Source organism: Streptomyces sp. NPDC107538 (assembly GCF_055657445.1).
The window spans coordinates 602,148-617,589 of the sequence record NZ_JBVKAY010000003.1 but is presented as its reverse complement, the minus strand read 5'-3'; the positions used below and the strand labels follow the sequence as shown (position 1 = coordinate 617,589).

The following is a 15,442-nucleotide window of genomic DNA, read 5'->3' as shown; positions in this document are numbered from 1 at the left end:
GGCGGGGTGGAAGCGGTGCCCTCCGTCGGGGCTGGGCGGAGGGTGGTTTCGCTCACCGGCGCTTGCCGGGTGCCGCTGCGCCCACCCGTGCCGCCCCTAGCGGCACGACTGCCCGCAGTGAGGACGGGGCGGGGGCGGGGGGACGAGGCGACTGGCCCGAGTGAGGGCGGACCGCTGCTCCCAGCGCACCGGTTCGGCGGCCGCCTCGCCCGCCCCCGGCTAGCCCATCGACTTCAGCGTCTCCCCCAGTACTCTCGCGGCTCGTTCCACGTCGGTGAAGGTGACGTAGAGGGGGGTGAAGCCGAAGCGGAGGACGTCGGGGTGGCGGAAGTCGCCGATGATGCCCTGGTGGATGAGGCGTTTCATGACCTCGCCGGCGTCGTCGCAGCGGAGGGCGACCTGGCTGCCGCGTTCCTCGTGGGCGGTCGGGGTGAGGGACTCCACCCGGCCTTCGGGGACGTACGCCGCCACACAGCGCAGGAAGAAGTCCGTCAGGGCGAGAGACTTGGCGCGGACCGACTCGATCGTCACCGAGGTCTCGCCGACGGAACCACCGCCCCGCCCCGCAGCCCCACCGGCCGAAGCACCATCCCGCCCCGCGGTCTCGCCGAGGGAACCGCCATCCCGCCCCGCGACCCCGCCGACCGAACCACCGTCCGGCCCCGCAACCCCACCGACCGAACCGCCACCCAGCCCCGCGGTCTCGCCGACGGAACCACCGCCCCGCCCCGCGACCCCACCGACCGAACCACCAAACCCCCGCCCCGTGCTCCCGTCGGCGGAAGCGCCGTCCCGGCCGCCGTACCAGACGTCAAGTGCTGCCTCCAGGGACAGCATCGACAGGATGTCCGGGGTGCCCACTCGGCCTCGTAGGGCGCCCGGTGCGGGGGCGTAGGACGGTCGCATGGCGAAGGGGTCGGCGTGGGAGGTCCAGCCTGGGAGGGGGGAGTCGAAGCGGGGCTGGAGGTCGCGGCGTACGTAGAGGTACGCCGGGGAACCGGGGCCGCCGTTGAGGTACTTGTACGTGCAGCCGACCGCCAGGTCGACCCCGTGTTCGTCGAGGCCGACCGGAAGGGCGCCCGCACTGTGGCACAGGTCCCAGACGGCGTACGCCCCGGCCTCGTGGATCGCCGCCGTCAGGGCGGGCAGGTCGTGGAGGCGGCCCGTGCGGTAGTCGACGTGGTTGAGGAGGACGGCGGCCGTACGGTCGCTCAGGGCCGCCGGGACCTCGGACGGGGTCACGGGGCGGAGCGTACGGCCGGTCATACGGGCCGCGGACTCCGCTATGTAGCCGTCCGTGGGGAACGTCGTCGCGTCGACCAGGATCTCGTCGCGGCGGCCCTCACCCCGCTCCTCCCCCTCCTCCGCCATACGGACGGCCGCCACGACCGCCTTGAAGACGTTGACGCTGGTGGAGTCGCCGACCACGATCTGGCCGGGGGCCGCGCCCACCAGCGGGGCGATGCGGTCGCCGATCCGCTCGGGCGCGGTCCACCAGCCGCTCTCGTCCCAGGAACGGATGCGCAGCTCGCCCCACTCGCGGTACACGACGTCCGTGAGCCGTCCGGGGACCGACACCGGCAGTGCGCCGAGGGAGTTGCCGTCGAGGTACACGGCGTCGTCGAGGACGAAACGGGTGCGCAGACCGGACAGTTCGTCGACCGCGTCCAACTCCCTTGCCAGGGAGGCCAGCGCAGTGCCGATCAAGGTGGGCTCAGACATGGGACCGCGCCGTCCACAGCTCGGGGAAGACGTTCTTCCGGGCGCGCTTCTCCAGCCAGGCCACACCGGCGGAGCCGCCCGTGCCGGCCTTGGCGCCCATCGCGCGACGGGTGGCGACGAGATGGTCGTTGCGCCAGCGCCAGACGAGTTCGGCGACATCGGTCAACGCCTCGCCGAGACGGGCGAGTTCGTGGTCCGGGTCGCCGGAGTACAGCTCGGTCCACACCTCCTCGACCTCCGCGGAGGGCTCGTAGCGCTGGGAGACGTCACGGCGTACGACGGACTCGGGGATCGCGTGACCGCGCCGGGCCAGGAGCCGCAGGACCTCGTCGTAGAGGCTCGGCTCGTGCAGCGCCTTCTCCAGTTCGGCGTGGACGCGCGGGGCGCCCCGGTGCGGTACGAGCATGGAGGCGGACTTCTCGCCGAGCAGGAACTCCATGCGGCGGTACATCGCGGACTGGAAGCCGGAGCCCTCGCCGAGGGCGGCGCGGTAGGAGTTGAACTGGCCCGGGGTGAGCTGGCCGAGGGGCTTCCAGGAGGCGTTCAACGCCTCCAGTTCGCGTACGGAACGCTTCAGCGCGTCCTTCGCCGTCGCCACGTCGTCGTCGCGGATCGCGTTGGTCGCGGTCTCCCACTCGTGCACGATGACGGTGAACCACAGCTCCATGACCTGGGTCGTCACCAGGAAGACCATCTCTCCGGGGTCGTCGGAGAGGGGGTGCTGGAGGTGGGTGAGGACGTCCGCCTGGACGTAGTCCTCGTACGGGGTCGTGCCCTGGAAGTCGAGATGCGGGGTCTCGGGCTCCGAAGCCTCGTGGGGCTGAGCCGGAAGGGACATCGCTGTCTCCTGTTGTGTACTCCGGGTAGCGGTCCGCCCCTGCCGAATTCCGACACGGGGGCCCCGGTCCCCACCCGCATGTTCGGTCATACCCCCCGGTACCGCAAGGTCCGCCCGGTCACACCAGGCGGACCTGCACGAACATCCCTCCGATCAGCTGAGCGTCTGCGCCGCCGTCGGGGAGGAGTCCTTCAGGAACTGGGAGCAGCGCTCGTACTCCTCCTGCTCGCCGATGTCTCCCGCGGCGCGGGCGAGGGCGTGCAGGGCGCGCAGGAAGCCGCGGTTCGGCTCGTGCTCCCAGGGGACCGGGCCGTGGCCCTTCCAGCCGCTGCGGCGCAGGGCGTCGAGGCCGCGGTGGTAGCCCGTACGGGCGTAGGCGTACGACTCCACGACACTGCCCCGCTCATAGGCCTCGTCGGCGAGCTGGGCCCAGGCGAGGGAGGAGGTGGGGTACTTGGCGGCGACGTCGGAGGGGGCGGTGCCGTTCGCGAGGAGTTCGCGGGGTTCCGGGTCGTCGGGGAGGTGCGTCGGGGGCGGGCCCCCGAGGAGGTTCTCGTGAATCGTCATGGGTTCCAGTCTGGCGCATGGGTGCGGGTGCGCGTGCGGGGTGGGTGCGGGGTGAGTGGGCGGGTGCGGGTCCGGTGGGGCTTCTCGCGCAGTTCCCCGCGCCCCTTGAGGGCCTGCGGCCCTTTCGGGCCGAGAAAGCAGGGGCGCAGACCCGCTTTCTCAGGGGCGCGGGGAACTGCGCGACCAGCCCCCACCGCACCCGCAGACGACTACGCACCCCTCGGCTGCTCCCCCTGCTCCCCCTCCAGCGGCGGAGCCGTCACGCAGCCGTGGGTGCGGCATTCGGGGTGGTGGCAGTCGGGCGCGGGGCGGCGGACCGTGGCGTAGGCGAGGGCGGAGGCGGCGAGGAGGGCGACCGCGCAGGCGATCATGGCCGTGTCGAAGGCGCTGTCGAACTGGGTGGCCGAACGGTACGCCTCCGGTCCCATGCCCGCGATGAGCGGGAGCGCGGCCACAGCCAGGAGGCCCGCCGCCCGGGCGGCGGCGTTGTTGATGCCGCTGGCGAGGCCCGCGTGGTCGGTGGTGACCGAGGCGAGGCCCGTGGCGGTCAGGGGTGCCACGAGGGTGACCATGCCGAGGCCCATGACCAGCAGCGCGGGGAGGACGTCCGCGAGGTACGAGGCGTCGGGCCCCACACGGAGCATGAGCAGGACGCCCGCCGCGCACAGCAGGGGGCCGACGGTGAGCGGGATGCGCGGGCCGATGCGCTCGCCGAGGGCGCCCGCGCGGGCGGAGAGCAGCAGCATCAGGACGGTGATGGGGAGGAGGGCCGTACCGGCGCCGAGGGCGGAGTAGCCGGAGACCACCTGGAGCTGGAGGGCGGCGAGGAAGAAGAAGCCGCTGAAGGCCGCGTACACGAACAGGGTGACGATGTTGACCGCCGTGAACTGGCGGGACGCGAAGATCTCCGGCGGCATCATCGGGTCGGGGCGGTGGCGTTCGACCTGGACGAACGCCACGGCCGCCGCCACGCCCGCGAGAGCGGTGACCGCGACGGCGAGGGTGCCCGCACGGGCCTCGATCAGTGCGTACGTGATGAACGCGAGGGACGCGGCGCCGAGTACGGCGCCGAGGATGTCGAAGCCCCGGTCGTGGCTGCGGCCGTCCGCGGACTCCGGTACGTGGCGTACGGCGACGGGGACGCAGAGGAGGGCCAGGGGGACGTTCAGGAGGAAGACCCAGCGCCAGCCGGGGCCGTCCACCAGCCAGCCGCCCAGGAACGGGCCGACGGCCGCGCCTATGCCGCCGAAGCCGGACCAGAGGCCCACCGCCCTCGCCCGGTCGTCGGGGTGGAACGACGCCTGGATGAGGGCGAGGGAGCCGGGGGTGAGGAGGGCGCCGCCGACGCCTTGCAGGGCTCGGGCGGCGATCAGTACGCCGCCGTTGGGGGCGATGCCGCAGAGGAGGGAGGCGGCGGCGAACCAGACCACGCCGACGACGAACACCTTGCGCCGGCCGAAGCGGTCGCCGAGGGCGCCGCCGAGGAGGATCAGGCCGGCGAGGGTGAGGGTGTACGCGTTGACGATCCACTGGAGGCTCGCGAGGTCGGCGTCCAGGTCGAGGCCGATGCGGGGGAGGGCGACGTTGACGACGGTCGAGTCCAGCATGGCCATGCTGGAGCCGAGGATCGTGGTCAGGAGGATCCATCTGCCCTGGGGAGAGGCGAGGCGTACGTCGGCCATGGACGGATCATCCCGCGCGGGGGGTGTTTGGGCCAGGTGTACGGGTGGGTCGGTCGAGCGTGCCGGGGCGGGGGCCGGTGCCGGGGCGGGGGCAGGTGGGCGGGCCTCCCCGGGGCTGTGGGGCTGAGCGGTGCGGGTGCGGGCCTGGCGGGGTCACGCGGCCCGGCGCTCACGGGGTGCCGCCTGCGCCCACCCTTGCCGCCCCAGCGGCACGACCGCCCGCAGCCGAAGGGCGGCTGCGGGCGGTCGGAGTGAGCGCGGTGCGGGGGACGCTCCGTGTGGCGGTTACTTGATCTTCGTGCCCGCCGAGCGCAGGTTGCCGCAGGCCTCGACGACGCGGGCCGCCATCGACGCCTCCGCGAGCTTGCCCCAGGTGCGGGGGTCGTAGGTCTTCTTGTTGCCGACCTCGCCGTCGACCTTGAGGACGCCGTCGTAGTTCTGGAACATGTGGGCCGCGACCGGACGCGTGAAGGCGTACTGGGTGTCGGTGTCGATGTTCATCTTGACGACGCCGTTCTCCAGGGCCGTACGGATCTCGTCCTCCGTCGAACCCGAACCGCCGTGGAAGACGAAGTCGAACGGGGACTCCTTGCCGAAGCGGGAGGCCACGCCCTCGTTCAGCTCCTTGAGGAGGTCGGGGCGCAGGACGACGTTGCCCGGCTTGTAGACGCCGTGGACGTTGCCGAAGGACGCGGCCAGCAGGTAGCGGCCCTTCTCGCCCAGGCCCAGCGCCTCGGCCGTACGGATCGCGTCGTCGACCGTCGTGTAGAGGGAGTCGTTGATCTCGTGCGTGACGCCGTCCTCCTCGCCACCGGTCGGGGTGATCTCGACCTCCAGGATGATCTTCGCGGCGGCGGCGCGGGCGAGGAGTTCCTGGGCGATGGAGAGGTTGTCGGCGAGGGTCTCCGCCGAGCCGTCCCACATGTGGGACTGGAAGAGGGGGTTCCGGCCGGCCTTGACGCGCTCCTCGGAGACCGCCAGCAGCGGACGTACGTACCCGTCCAGCTTGTCCTTCGGGCAGTGGTCCGTGTGCAGGGCGACCGTGACCGGGTACTTCTCGGCCACGATGTGCGCGAACTCGGCCAGGGCGACGGAGCCCGTCACCATGTCCTTGCTGTACTGGCCGCCCAGGAACTCGGCACCGCCGGTCGAGATCTGGACGATGCCGTCGCTCTCCGCCTCCGCGAAGCCCCGCAGCGCGGCGTGCAGCGTCTGGGTCGAGGTCACATTGATGGCCGGGTAGGCGAACTTGCCTGCCTTCGCCCGGTCGAGCATCTCGTTGTAGATCTCGGGGGTTGCGATGGGCATGGTCCGCTCCTTGTATGTGCGGGTGGCGTTGTGCTTACGAGCCCTGACCTAGGGTTGCGACATCATCGTCGGCCCCATCCTTCCAGACGGGACCCGATGCTCCGGCCAGGGTGTCCGGAACTGTTCGGTAACCGTTCCTAGCGGCTGAGCGAGAGTGAGTCCTGTTGCCAGGTCTCATGCTCGGCCGAACGCCCCGGACGGTGTTGGGCGTTCTGGTTGCCGCGTTCGCTCCGCGTCCGGGCGGCACGGATCGTGTCCGTGGTCCGGGTGTGCGGGGGCGGGGTTCCTCACGCCCAAGGACTCCTGGTCGGGCCTGGACGGTCCGATGCCCCACCGCATCACTCCGGTGCGGTGGGGGCGGTGCCGTCCGTCGCCGGATCGGGTGTCCCTGGGCGCGCCTTCCGATCGCCACGGCGGCAGCCTCGTGGCGAGTGGTGGTGCGGGTGGTGCTGGTCAAGGGCTTCTGCCAGTGCTGGGCACCCCAGCGGCTGGTGTAGGCCGGGTCGACGGCGATGACCGAGATGCCTGTCTGATCCGCCATCGAGGCCAGCCGGGCACGGAGCTTCCCGGTGGGCATGCCGGAGATCAGCTGCCGGAAGCGTTTACGGCGGCCGTGCTTCTCCCTGGTCTTCTCCCCGGCGAAGTCCAGGTCCTCCACCGCTACCGCCTTCACACCGCAGGCGTGGGCCCAGTGCAGGAGGCGGGTGAGGGCGTGGCGGACCTGGGCGTCACGGTGTTCGGCGGTGCCGGTCAGGTCGTAGAAAAAGCGGCGCGGGCTGCCGGTCGGGTTGCCGTGGGTATCGAGGCGCCAGGCGGCCAGGTGATCGGCGTTCATGTCGACGCCGATCACACCGTGCGCGAGCGCGGCCTCGATCGGAAGGGTGGGGGTGGGCGGGATCTGCCAGGACGCGGTCAGGTACCAGCGGTTGCGGCCGGTGTCGTAGCGGATGCGGTAGGCGACGGCCCGGTCGGCCGCGACGCGGTCCGCCCACTCGCCGCCCCGGTGCGCGAACACGACCCGGCACGCCAGCGCGTACCGTCCATGCGGAGCGTTGGCCAGGTGAGCCAGCGGTGCGGGAAGCTTGATACTCACTTCTCCGTCGGGGCTGATGCGGATGGTCTCGTTGCCGTAGCGCTTGCCGGACTCACCGTCCGCCTGGCAGAACCAGCGCTCCGCCTCCCAACGCCCCCGCCACGCGGACTCCGTCAGCCCGGCCGCCTCCAGGTGGTGCCGGGTGCGGGCCAGCCGTCTGCCGCCGCGCACGACGTGCACGATGCCCGCCTCACGGTCGGCCCGCGCGGCCCTCAGCCGGTCTTCCAGTACCCGCAGCCGCCGCGACTTCGCATGCCACTCCCGCCGCGACCGATAACCCCCTGGCGCCTTCTTCGTGCCCTTCTGCCCGACCGGCAGGGACAGCCGGTCCTTGATGGTGCGGATACCGGCTTCCAGGGTGTGGATGTGTGCGAGCTGGCCCCGGCGGGCCAGCGCCCACTGGTCATGCGTGGCTTTGGTGATACTGCCCGCCCACCGCGACGACGACAACGGCGTCAGCTCCCGCTTGCGCATGGCCCACGCCTGACCGGAATGCTCCAGCCCGTCCCGGCAGCGCGCCCTGAGATCCCGCGAGGCCAGCGACCCCAGATGCGCGCCCACCAGACGCAGCACCTTCTCATCACCCGGCGTCAGCTGCTTGAGGCGAGTCCGCACGGCCACACCACTCGGGCCGGACGCGACGAAAGGCGACGCGATGCTCCGCAGCTCACCCACCCCGCCACCCCCGCCCGGCCCGACTCCAAGAACCCCTCACCCTGGAAAACGAGCTCCACCCAGCAAGGACACGTATGCGATGTGGGAACGCCAGTTCCCACCGCACCCAATCCAACTGCCGACGGGCGCGACACCCACCACTCCTACTCACTCCCGCTCACCAGAACGCATTCCAACGGCAGCGGCTCCAAACCCCTGACCTCGGTGTTCCTCCCGGCGTGCCGACGTCAGTCGAGACCCAGTTCGTCCTTCGAGAACGCGAACCGGTACGGGACCCCGGCGCCCTGCTCGATCTTCTCGGCGGCGCCGGTCGCGCGGTCGACGATGGTGGCGACGGCGACGACCTCGGCGCCGGCCTCGCGCACGGCCTCGACGGCGGTCAGCGGGGACCCTCCGGTGGTGGAGGTGTCCTCGACGACGAGGACGCGACGCCCGCTGATGTCCGGGCCCTCCACGCGGCGCTGCAGACCGTGCGCCTTGGCAGCCTTGCGGACGACGAACGCGTCTAGCCGGCGGCCCCGCGCGGCGGCGGCGTGCAGCATCGCGCCGGCGACCGGGTCGGCGCCCATCGTGAGACCGCCGACCGCGTCGAAGTCGAGGTCGGCGGTCAGGTCGAGCAGCACCTGTCCGACCAGCGGCGCGGCCTCGCCGTCGAGGGTGACGCGGCGCAGGTCGACGTAGTAGTCCGCCTCCAGACCCGACGACAGGGTCACCTTGCCGTGCACCACGGCCTTGTCCTTGATCTGCTGCAGCAAAGATCCACGTACGTCCACGTCAGTCATGGCAGCCAGCTTAAGGGGGCCCTTATGTCCCCTTACAGGCGCCGCCAGCTCCAGGTCGTGGTCGCCTCCAGCGGGTCGATGGGGGTGACGAGGCGGGGGTGGGTGTTGAGGCCGTTGGGCGGCCCGGTCTGCGGCTCCACGCAGACGGCCTCCGCCTGCTCGTCGTAGACGACGACCCACTCCTCCCGTGAGGCCACCTTGAGTTCCAGCCGCTCCGGCCAGGTGAGGGTGACGTCGACGCCGCCGGGCATGCCGAAGCAGTCGTCCCAGGGGCCGGGCTTGGGGTCGACGCGGTTGCCGGTGGGGAGGTGGTCGGCGCCGCGCTCCTCCTGCCAGGCGGGCGTGAAGTCGATCCGTACGTCCGTGTCCTCGCCGCCGCCGTCGCCCTCCAGGTTCCGGTTGAACCAGGGGTGCCAGCCGATCTGGGCCGGGAAGGAGGAGTCGTACGCCTCCACGGACATGGTGAGGGTGAGGCTGTCCGGGGTGAGGGTGAACACCTGGGTGACGCGGCCGGGGTAGGGCCAGGGGTCGACCAGGTCGTACGTGAGGACGGCCTCGGTGGCGCCGTGGCTCGCGACGCGCCAGGAGCCCTCGCGGGTGGTGCCGTGGATGGCGTGGGGCGGGGCGTTGAGGGGCAGCTGCCGGACGGTGCCGCCGTCGCGGAACCGGCCGTCCCGGATCCGGCCGCACCACGGCACCATCGGGAAGCAGCCGAACCGCTCGCCCTGCCGCAGCAGTTCGACCCCGCCGACCCGAAGCCCCGCCACCCGGCCCCCGTTCCCCGGCGCCAGCCCCACCTCCGCGTCACCCGCGGCCAACCTGATCTCTTCGCTACTCACCCCTCGACCCTACTGGCCCCCACCACCCACCAGTTGCCGAACACCAGGGCGCACACCGGGGCGCCGGTGGGTGCCTTGTGACGAAGGGTGGGGCCGGCCGCGCCGACACCACAGTGGCCGAACACGCCAAGAGGACGGGCACGGGGGGCCACGGTTGGCGCCATGGCCCGGACGCGGACCGGCGGCTCGCGCAACCCCCAGTCGGCGGCGGTCCGCAGCCACGGGCGGGCTTCTCAGCGACGTGCACGCACGCACGGCTCACGACGACGGCCGAGACCACCGCACGGGCGAGGACAGGAGCCGAAACCGCGAACCACCTCAGCTGCGGGCACGGCACCGGCTGCGGTCAAGGGCGGGGGCTCGCGCGCTGCCCAGCCAATGGCGGTCGGCGGCGGTTTCGGCGGCCATGGGCAGGCCCCTCAGCAGCGTGCACGCACGACACGGCTCACAAGGACGGCCGAGACCACCGCACGGGCGAGGACAGGAGCCGAAACCGCGAGCCGCCCTCAACTGCGGGCACGGCACCGGCTGGAGTCAAGGGCCGGGGGCTCGACCGCTGCCCAGCCAACGGCGGTCGGCGGCCGTAGGCAGACCCCTCAGCGGCGTTTGCGCAAGGCGCGGCTCACGATGATGGCCGAGGCTACGGCGAGGGCGGCTGCGGGGGCCGCCCAGCGGAGGGTGGCGGTCGCGGAGACGGTCTCGGGGGCCGGGACCGGGGCGTACCGGCCGCGTGGCGGGGCGTGGTCGACCTCCTCCGCGCTGCGGCCGATCATCGTCCGCCGTGCGTGCGCGGCCTCCGCGGGCGGCTCGCCCCCGGCGACGAAGTCCCCCTCGGCGTAAGGGTCCAGCGCCGACGGCGGAACGTCCGTCTCGAAGAGGGAGCCCGTGGGCTCGTCCTCCTCCCCCGGTTCACCACCCTCGCCCTCACCCTCGCCTTGCTCGTCCCGCACCCCGCCCTCGATCCCCTCGGCGGCCTCGCCGCCGTCCGCGGACCTCTCGGCCTCACCAGCCCCGACTTCACCACCCTCGGCCTCACCGGCGGCGGCCTCGCCGCTCTCCTCCCCGCCGCCCCCCGCCTTCGGCGTCCGCTTCGGCTCGGGCTCAGGCGGTGTCGCCAGGTTTTCCGTGAATCTGGTCAGCAGCCGGGTCAGGGCCGAGGAGATCGAGTCGGAGGGAAGCTCGGTGATGCGGCCGTCGGGGGTGGCGGTGGCGGTACCGGTGTACGTGAGGGTCGTGCCCTCGGACGCCGGGGCGAGGCGGAGCGTGAGCGTGAGGGTGACCGTGCCGGTGCCCCGGACCTCGGCGGCCTCGCCCTCCACGGCGTACGCACCGTCGTCCTGAGCCGTGACGCGGAGGGTGCCGCGATAGGTGATGGTGTGGCCGGCGACCCGTACCTTCAGGCGCCCGGCGACGGGTGGGGTGCCCGCCTCCTGCTGGAGCCCGGGGACCGCTCGGGCCACCCGCTCGGGGTCGGACAGCGCCTCCCGGAGGCGGCCGACGGGAACCGGAACGAACACCTCATGCTCCATGAAATCCCAGCCTACCCAGGTGGCACCGCCCCGCACCCGTACATACGCGTTCTTGCTCGTATTCCGCCCCTCCCGGGCCCACCCGCCCCACACACCCCACCTTCCCCACTCAGTCGGCGTACCGCGGGTGCACCAGAGTCGACGCCGGCAGATCCCGCATGCCGTCAGGGGCGATGAGGCGCGCGGTGCCGGTGCCGGTACCGGTACCGAGGTCAGGAAGGGCGCGGCGGGTGGCGAGGACGAAACCCCACTCGTGGGGGGCGCGGGAGGTGTGGGCCGTACGGTCGGGGCCGGTGACGAAGCCGGGGTCGGCGGCGCCGACCCGGTACGGCACGGTCCGCAGCCCCGTCGCACGGACGGTCGCGTCGACCGTCCAGAACACCTGCCGCCGCGACGCCACCGGCCCGGCGTGCACCACCATGCGCCCGCCGGGGGCCAGCACCTCCCGGGCCAGACCGTAGAACTCCTGTGAGTAGAGCTTGGTGCTCGCCGTGATCCCGGGGTCGGGCAGATCCGAGATCACGACGTCGTACGGCTGTGCCGGGCGGGCACCGCGCAGCCAGGCGAAGGAGTCCTCCGTGTGGACGCGGACCCGGTCGTCGGCGTAGGCGTGGCCGTTGAGCGCGGAGAGCGCGGGGTCCGTGCGGGCGAGCCGCACCACGCCCGGGTCGATCTCGACGACGTCCACCCGGCGTACGCCGTCGTGGCGGAGCACCTCGCGGGCGGCGAGGCCGTCACCGCCGCCGAGGACGAGGACGCGGGCGTGCGGGCCGGCGTTCAGGGCGGGGTGGACGAGGGCCCGGTGGTAGCGGTGCTCGTCGCGCCCGCTGATGCGCAGCCGGCCGTCGAGGTAGAGGGAGAGCGGGCGCCCGTCCCGGCCGCCGGTGAGGACGACCTCCTGGTGGCCGGTCTGCAGCGCGACCCGTACGTCCTTGCCGTACACCGCGCGCCGCGCCGCGCGTTCGAAGTCGTCGACGTGTAACGCGGCGGTGGCGAGGAGGCCGAGGACGGCGACGTTGGTGGTCACCAGCAGCCGGCGGGCGCGGCGGCTCAGGTCGTGGCGGAAGAGGCCGAGGACGAGGGCGCCGCCGACGAGGGCGTTGACCGTGCCGGTGAGCAGGGCGCCGGTCAACTGGCCGAGCCAGGGCAGGAGGAGGAAGGGGAAGGCGAGGCCGCCGACGAGCGCGCCCACGTAGTCGGCGGCGAAGAGGTCGGCTACCGCGCCGCCCGCGTCCTGGCGGCGGATGCGCTGGATCAGCTCCATCAGCAGGGGGACCTCGGCGCCGATGAGCAGCCCGATGGCCAGGGAGAACGCGACGAGGAGATAACGGGTTCCGCTCGCCCACATGCCGCCCCAGTCGCCGGTCCAGGCGAACGCCGCGTACAGCGCGAGGGCGCTGCAGCCGCCGACCAGGGCGAGGGCGGCCTCGATGGCGCCGAAGCCGAGGGCCGCGCGGGGGCGGAGGCGTTTGGCGGCGAGGGAGCCGATGCCCATGGCGAAGACCATGACGGAGAGGACGACCGAGGCCTGGGTGACGGAGTCGCCGATCAAGTACGAGGCGAGGGCGACGAGTTCGAGTTCGTACACGAGTCCGCAGGCGGCGCAGACGAAGACGCCGGCGAGGACGAGGAAGCGGCCGATTCCGGGGCGGACCGGCAGCCACGCCTGGGTGCCCGGGCCGCCCTGGCCCCGCCAGGGGGGAGGGGCGCCGGGGGGTGCGGGGGCGTGCGGCTCGATCACTCCTCGCACGCTACCGTCACGGTCGCGCTCCGCTGGGTCACCCACACGGGTGGTCTGCGACGCTGGGCCGGGTGCCTAATAGCTCGGGGGTTCGGGTGTCTTGGCGGGTGCGGGTCCGGTGGGGGCTGATCGCGCAGTTCCCCGCGCCCCTGAAAGGGCCGCAGGCCCTGACGGGCTGCGGCCCTTTCGGGCCGAAAAAGCAGGGGCGTAGCCCCGCTTTTTCAGGGGCGCGGGGAACTGCGCGAGAAGCCCCACGCACCCGCACCCGCCAAGACACCCGAACTCCCGAGCTATTAGGCGCCCTTCACAACGTCACCGCCACTCTCACCCCCACCCTCGTTCTCGTGGCGACCAGTTGCCCGTCCTGGGGGTACGCGTGCCAGGTGCGCCAGTGCACCTGCCCCTCGTACCGCTGCGCGAGCATCGCCGTGAAGGCGTGCGGGCTGCCGGGGAAGACACCGGCGAGACCGTGGGGATGGTCGGAGACGAGGGCCAGCAGCTCCTGCGCGCGGCCGGCGAAGGACCCCGGGGACAGGACCTCGACCCGCGCGGCGAACTCGTACTCCCAGTCGCCCACCCGTTTGGCCACACCGAGCGGCAGGGGCGTGCTGGACCCCGGGATACAGGCGACCGTCTCCGAACAGTGGCTGCCCCGCTCCTCCTCCAGGAGTACCTGGTGGGACGCGCCGAGCAGCCTCAACTGCAGTTTCGCGCCGGTGAGTTCGAGGTCGAGCGTGGCGAGCGCGGGCAGCGGTTCGCGCCCCAGGGCCCAGGCGAGGTCTGCCGCGCGCGTGTCGGTGTAGGCGGTGTTGAGGGTCGTGAGCATGGGTCGGCTCCGCAGCGACGCAAAAGAGAAGAGGAGTGGGTCCGGCGCGCACCCCGGTCGGCACCGGGAGATGGGGCCCGGTCAGCCAGGTCGGGTGAGGACGACGTCCCAGTCGGTCCGGTCAGCCGTGTCAGGCCTGCCGGGAGGGACGTCCGGGGGCTGCGTTGGCGATTTATAGGGAATCATGAACTGTGGCGCCACCACAGCGTTTTTACCCAATCTGACGTGCTTTCCATCCCCCCGAGGGCAGCCCAGCTCAACTGTTCAACCAGGCGTACGCCCCACCGGCCAACACGCTCCCCACGCGCCCGTCGAGCCAGGCGCGCGAACTCCGGGGAGCGCCCGCCGGACAACCGGGCCCACCCGGCGTACTCAGGCGTGAACGGATGCCACACCCGTGCGCCTGCCCGTTCCGAGGAGCGGTACACCCGCGAGTGGTACACACGGGAGCGGTACACACGCGAGCGGTACACACGCGAGCGCCCGCCGGGAAGTCGCGCTTCCCGGCGGGCGCTCGTGTCGTGAAGCTCAGCTGCCCCGTGTCAGCTGCCTCCACCGCATCCGCCCCCGCCTCCGCCACCGCAGGAGGACCCGCCGCCACAGGACGAGCCGCTGCTGCTGCCGCAGGAGGAGGAGCTGCTGCCGCAGGACGACCCGCCGCTCCCGGACGAACCCCGGTCGTCGTTCGACGAGGAGGACGAGCCGCTGTCACCGACACCGGCCGCCGCCCCGAGCACCCACCAGCTGCTGTCGGAACCGCTGTTGTCGGAACCGCTGTTGCCCCGGCTGCTCCGGTACGCGCCGCCGCCGCGGGCGGCCGAGGGACGGCGTCGCGCCGAGTGCCCCCGCCGGCTCCGGTTGTTGATGGCGACAATGCTCAACGTCCCTACGAAGAGCACCGCCAGGATGATGCCGATCACCGCGATCACGTTCATGGCGTTCACCCTCCCCTCTCCTTCTCCTGAATCCCCCGAAGCGACCCCCCATGGGCGCCTCGCCACTTGCCACTACCGGTACGCGCGGTCAGCTGCCGCCGCCGCACCCTCCGCCGCCCCCGCAGGAGGACCCGCCCCCACAGGACGAGCCGCTGCTGCACGACGAGCCCCCGGACGAGCCCCCGCCCGCCCACCAGCTGCCGCGCCGTCCGCGCCGCCGGGAACTCCTGACAACCCCGACGACGATGGCCAGACCGATGACGCTGAGCACCAGGACGACCCCGAATTCCGCCATGGCCCACCCTCCCCTCTCCCTTGCCTGTGTCCCCCGAAGCGACCCCCCGTGGGCGCCTCGCTCACCTGCGTGTAGCGGGGGATGCCCCCGCCGGTGACCGCTCAAAGCCGAGTTGAGCAAGTCCAGAGCTTGTGCCGCCCGGGCCGCGGTCGCCGGTCAGCTGCCGCCGCCGCACCCGCCTCCGCCGCCACAGGAGGACCCGCCCCCACAGGACGATCCGCCCCCGCAGGACACCCCTCCGCCGCCCCGGTGGGACGACCCGCTGTCGGCCCACCAGCTGTGCGAGCGGCGACGGCCTCGCCGTGAACCGCGGCCCCCCGACACCAGGCCGATCAGAACGACCGCGCCCATGAAGAGAAAGAAGAAGACCTCCATCGCGGCACCTGCCTTTCGTTCCCCCTTGCAGACCCCCCGTGGGCCGTGCGTGACGTGGGGATGCCCGGGCGTCTCACGAGTCAAAGCCGAGTTGAGCAAGTTCAGAGGGTTCTCACCGGTCAACACCTCCTGACCTGCGCAGACATACGGGTCGCGGGCCACCCGACTTGCGGCGCCGGTTGATCGCGCGAACGCTGGAGCGGAGGGGAGGGACGTGAACGCCTGCCTGGGCGTG

12 protein-coding genes and 1 pseudogene are annotated in these 15,442 nt (G+C 72.4%); all 13 read right to left on the bottom strand.

Annotated features, from left to right (window positions below):
* Nucleotides 1-219 precede the first annotated feature (219 nt).
* Nucleotides 220-1,722, bottom strand: a complete 1,503-nt coding sequence (locus ACZ7MG_RS13290) for a kynureninase (protein ID WP_471390033.1) — start codon at nt 1,720-1,722, stop codon at nt 220-222.
* The gene (locus ACZ7MG_RS13285) at nt 1,715-2,560 is read right to left on the bottom strand and encodes a tryptophan 2,3-dioxygenase family protein (RefSeq protein ID WP_471390030.1); all 846 of its coding nucleotides are present in this window, start codon (nt 2,558-2,560) and stop codon (nt 1,715-1,717) included. Before ACZ7MG_RS13285 ends, ACZ7MG_RS13290 begins: the two co-directional genes overlap by 8 nt.
* A gap of 153 nt (nt 2,561-2,713) precedes the next feature.
* Nucleotides 2,714-3,127 carry a DUF3151 domain-containing protein gene (locus tag ACZ7MG_RS13280; protein ID WP_216591827.1) on the bottom strand — a complete coding sequence of 138 codons (414 nt, stop codon included), beginning with the start codon at nt 3,125-3,127 and terminating at the stop codon, nt 2,714-2,716.
* Nucleotides 3,128-3,336: 209 nt separating this feature from the next.
* Nucleotides 3,337-4,809 (bottom strand): MFS transporter, encoded by a 1,473-nt coding sequence (locus ACZ7MG_RS13275; protein ID WP_471390026.1) that lies wholly within the window; start codon nt 4,807-4,809, stop codon nt 3,337-3,339.
* Between the two features lie 285 nt (nt 4,810-5,094).
* A complete protein-coding gene (fbaA, locus tag ACZ7MG_RS13270) occupies nt 5,095-6,117 on the bottom strand; it encodes a class II fructose-bisphosphate aldolase (protein WP_471390024.1) in 1,023 nt (340 codons plus the stop codon).
* 137 nt (nt 6,118-6,254) lie between these two features.
* Nucleotides 6,255-7,885: pseudogene (locus ACZ7MG_RS13265) on the bottom strand (nuclease/transposase family protein).
* A gap of 227 nt (nt 7,886-8,112) precedes the next feature.
* Nucleotides 8,113-8,667, bottom strand: a complete 555-nt coding sequence (gene pyrE, locus ACZ7MG_RS13260) for an orotate phosphoribosyltransferase (protein WP_471390022.1) — start codon at nt 8,665-8,667, stop codon at nt 8,113-8,115.
* 32 nt (nt 8,668-8,699) lie between these two features.
* Nucleotides 8,700-9,506 (bottom strand): aldose epimerase family protein, encoded by an 807-nt coding sequence (locus tag ACZ7MG_RS13255; protein ID WP_471390019.1) that lies wholly within the window; start codon nt 9,504-9,506, stop codon nt 8,700-8,702.
* Between the two features lie 596 nt (nt 9,507-10,102).
* Nucleotides 10,103-11,035 (bottom strand): SRPBCC family protein, encoded by a 933-nt coding sequence (locus ACZ7MG_RS13250; RefSeq protein ID WP_471390016.1) that lies wholly within the window; start codon nt 11,033-11,035, stop codon nt 10,103-10,105.
* Between the two features lie 109 nt (nt 11,036-11,144).
* Nucleotides 11,145-12,776, bottom strand: a complete 1,632-nt coding sequence (locus ACZ7MG_RS13245) for a polyamine aminopropyltransferase (RefSeq protein WP_471390014.1) — start codon at nt 12,774-12,776, stop codon at nt 11,145-11,147.
* A 304-nt stretch (nt 12,777-13,080) separates the two neighbouring features.
* The gene (locus tag ACZ7MG_RS13240) at nt 13,081-13,602 is read right to left on the bottom strand and encodes a DUF2617 family protein (protein WP_471381772.1); all 522 of its coding nucleotides are present in this window, start codon (nt 13,600-13,602) and stop codon (nt 13,081-13,083) included.
* A gap of 542 nt (nt 13,603-14,144) precedes the next feature.
* Nucleotides 14,145-14,546, bottom strand: a complete 402-nt coding sequence (locus ACZ7MG_RS13235; protein ID WP_471381773.1) for a hypothetical protein — start codon at nt 14,544-14,546, stop codon at nt 14,145-14,147.
* Between the two features lie 79 nt (nt 14,547-14,625).
* Nucleotides 14,626-14,832 carry a hypothetical protein gene (locus ACZ7MG_RS13230; RefSeq protein ID WP_471381774.1) on the bottom strand — a complete coding sequence of 69 codons (207 nt, stop codon included), beginning with the start codon at nt 14,830-14,832 and terminating at the stop codon, nt 14,626-14,628.
* Between the last annotated feature and the right edge of the window lie 610 nt (nt 14,833-15,442).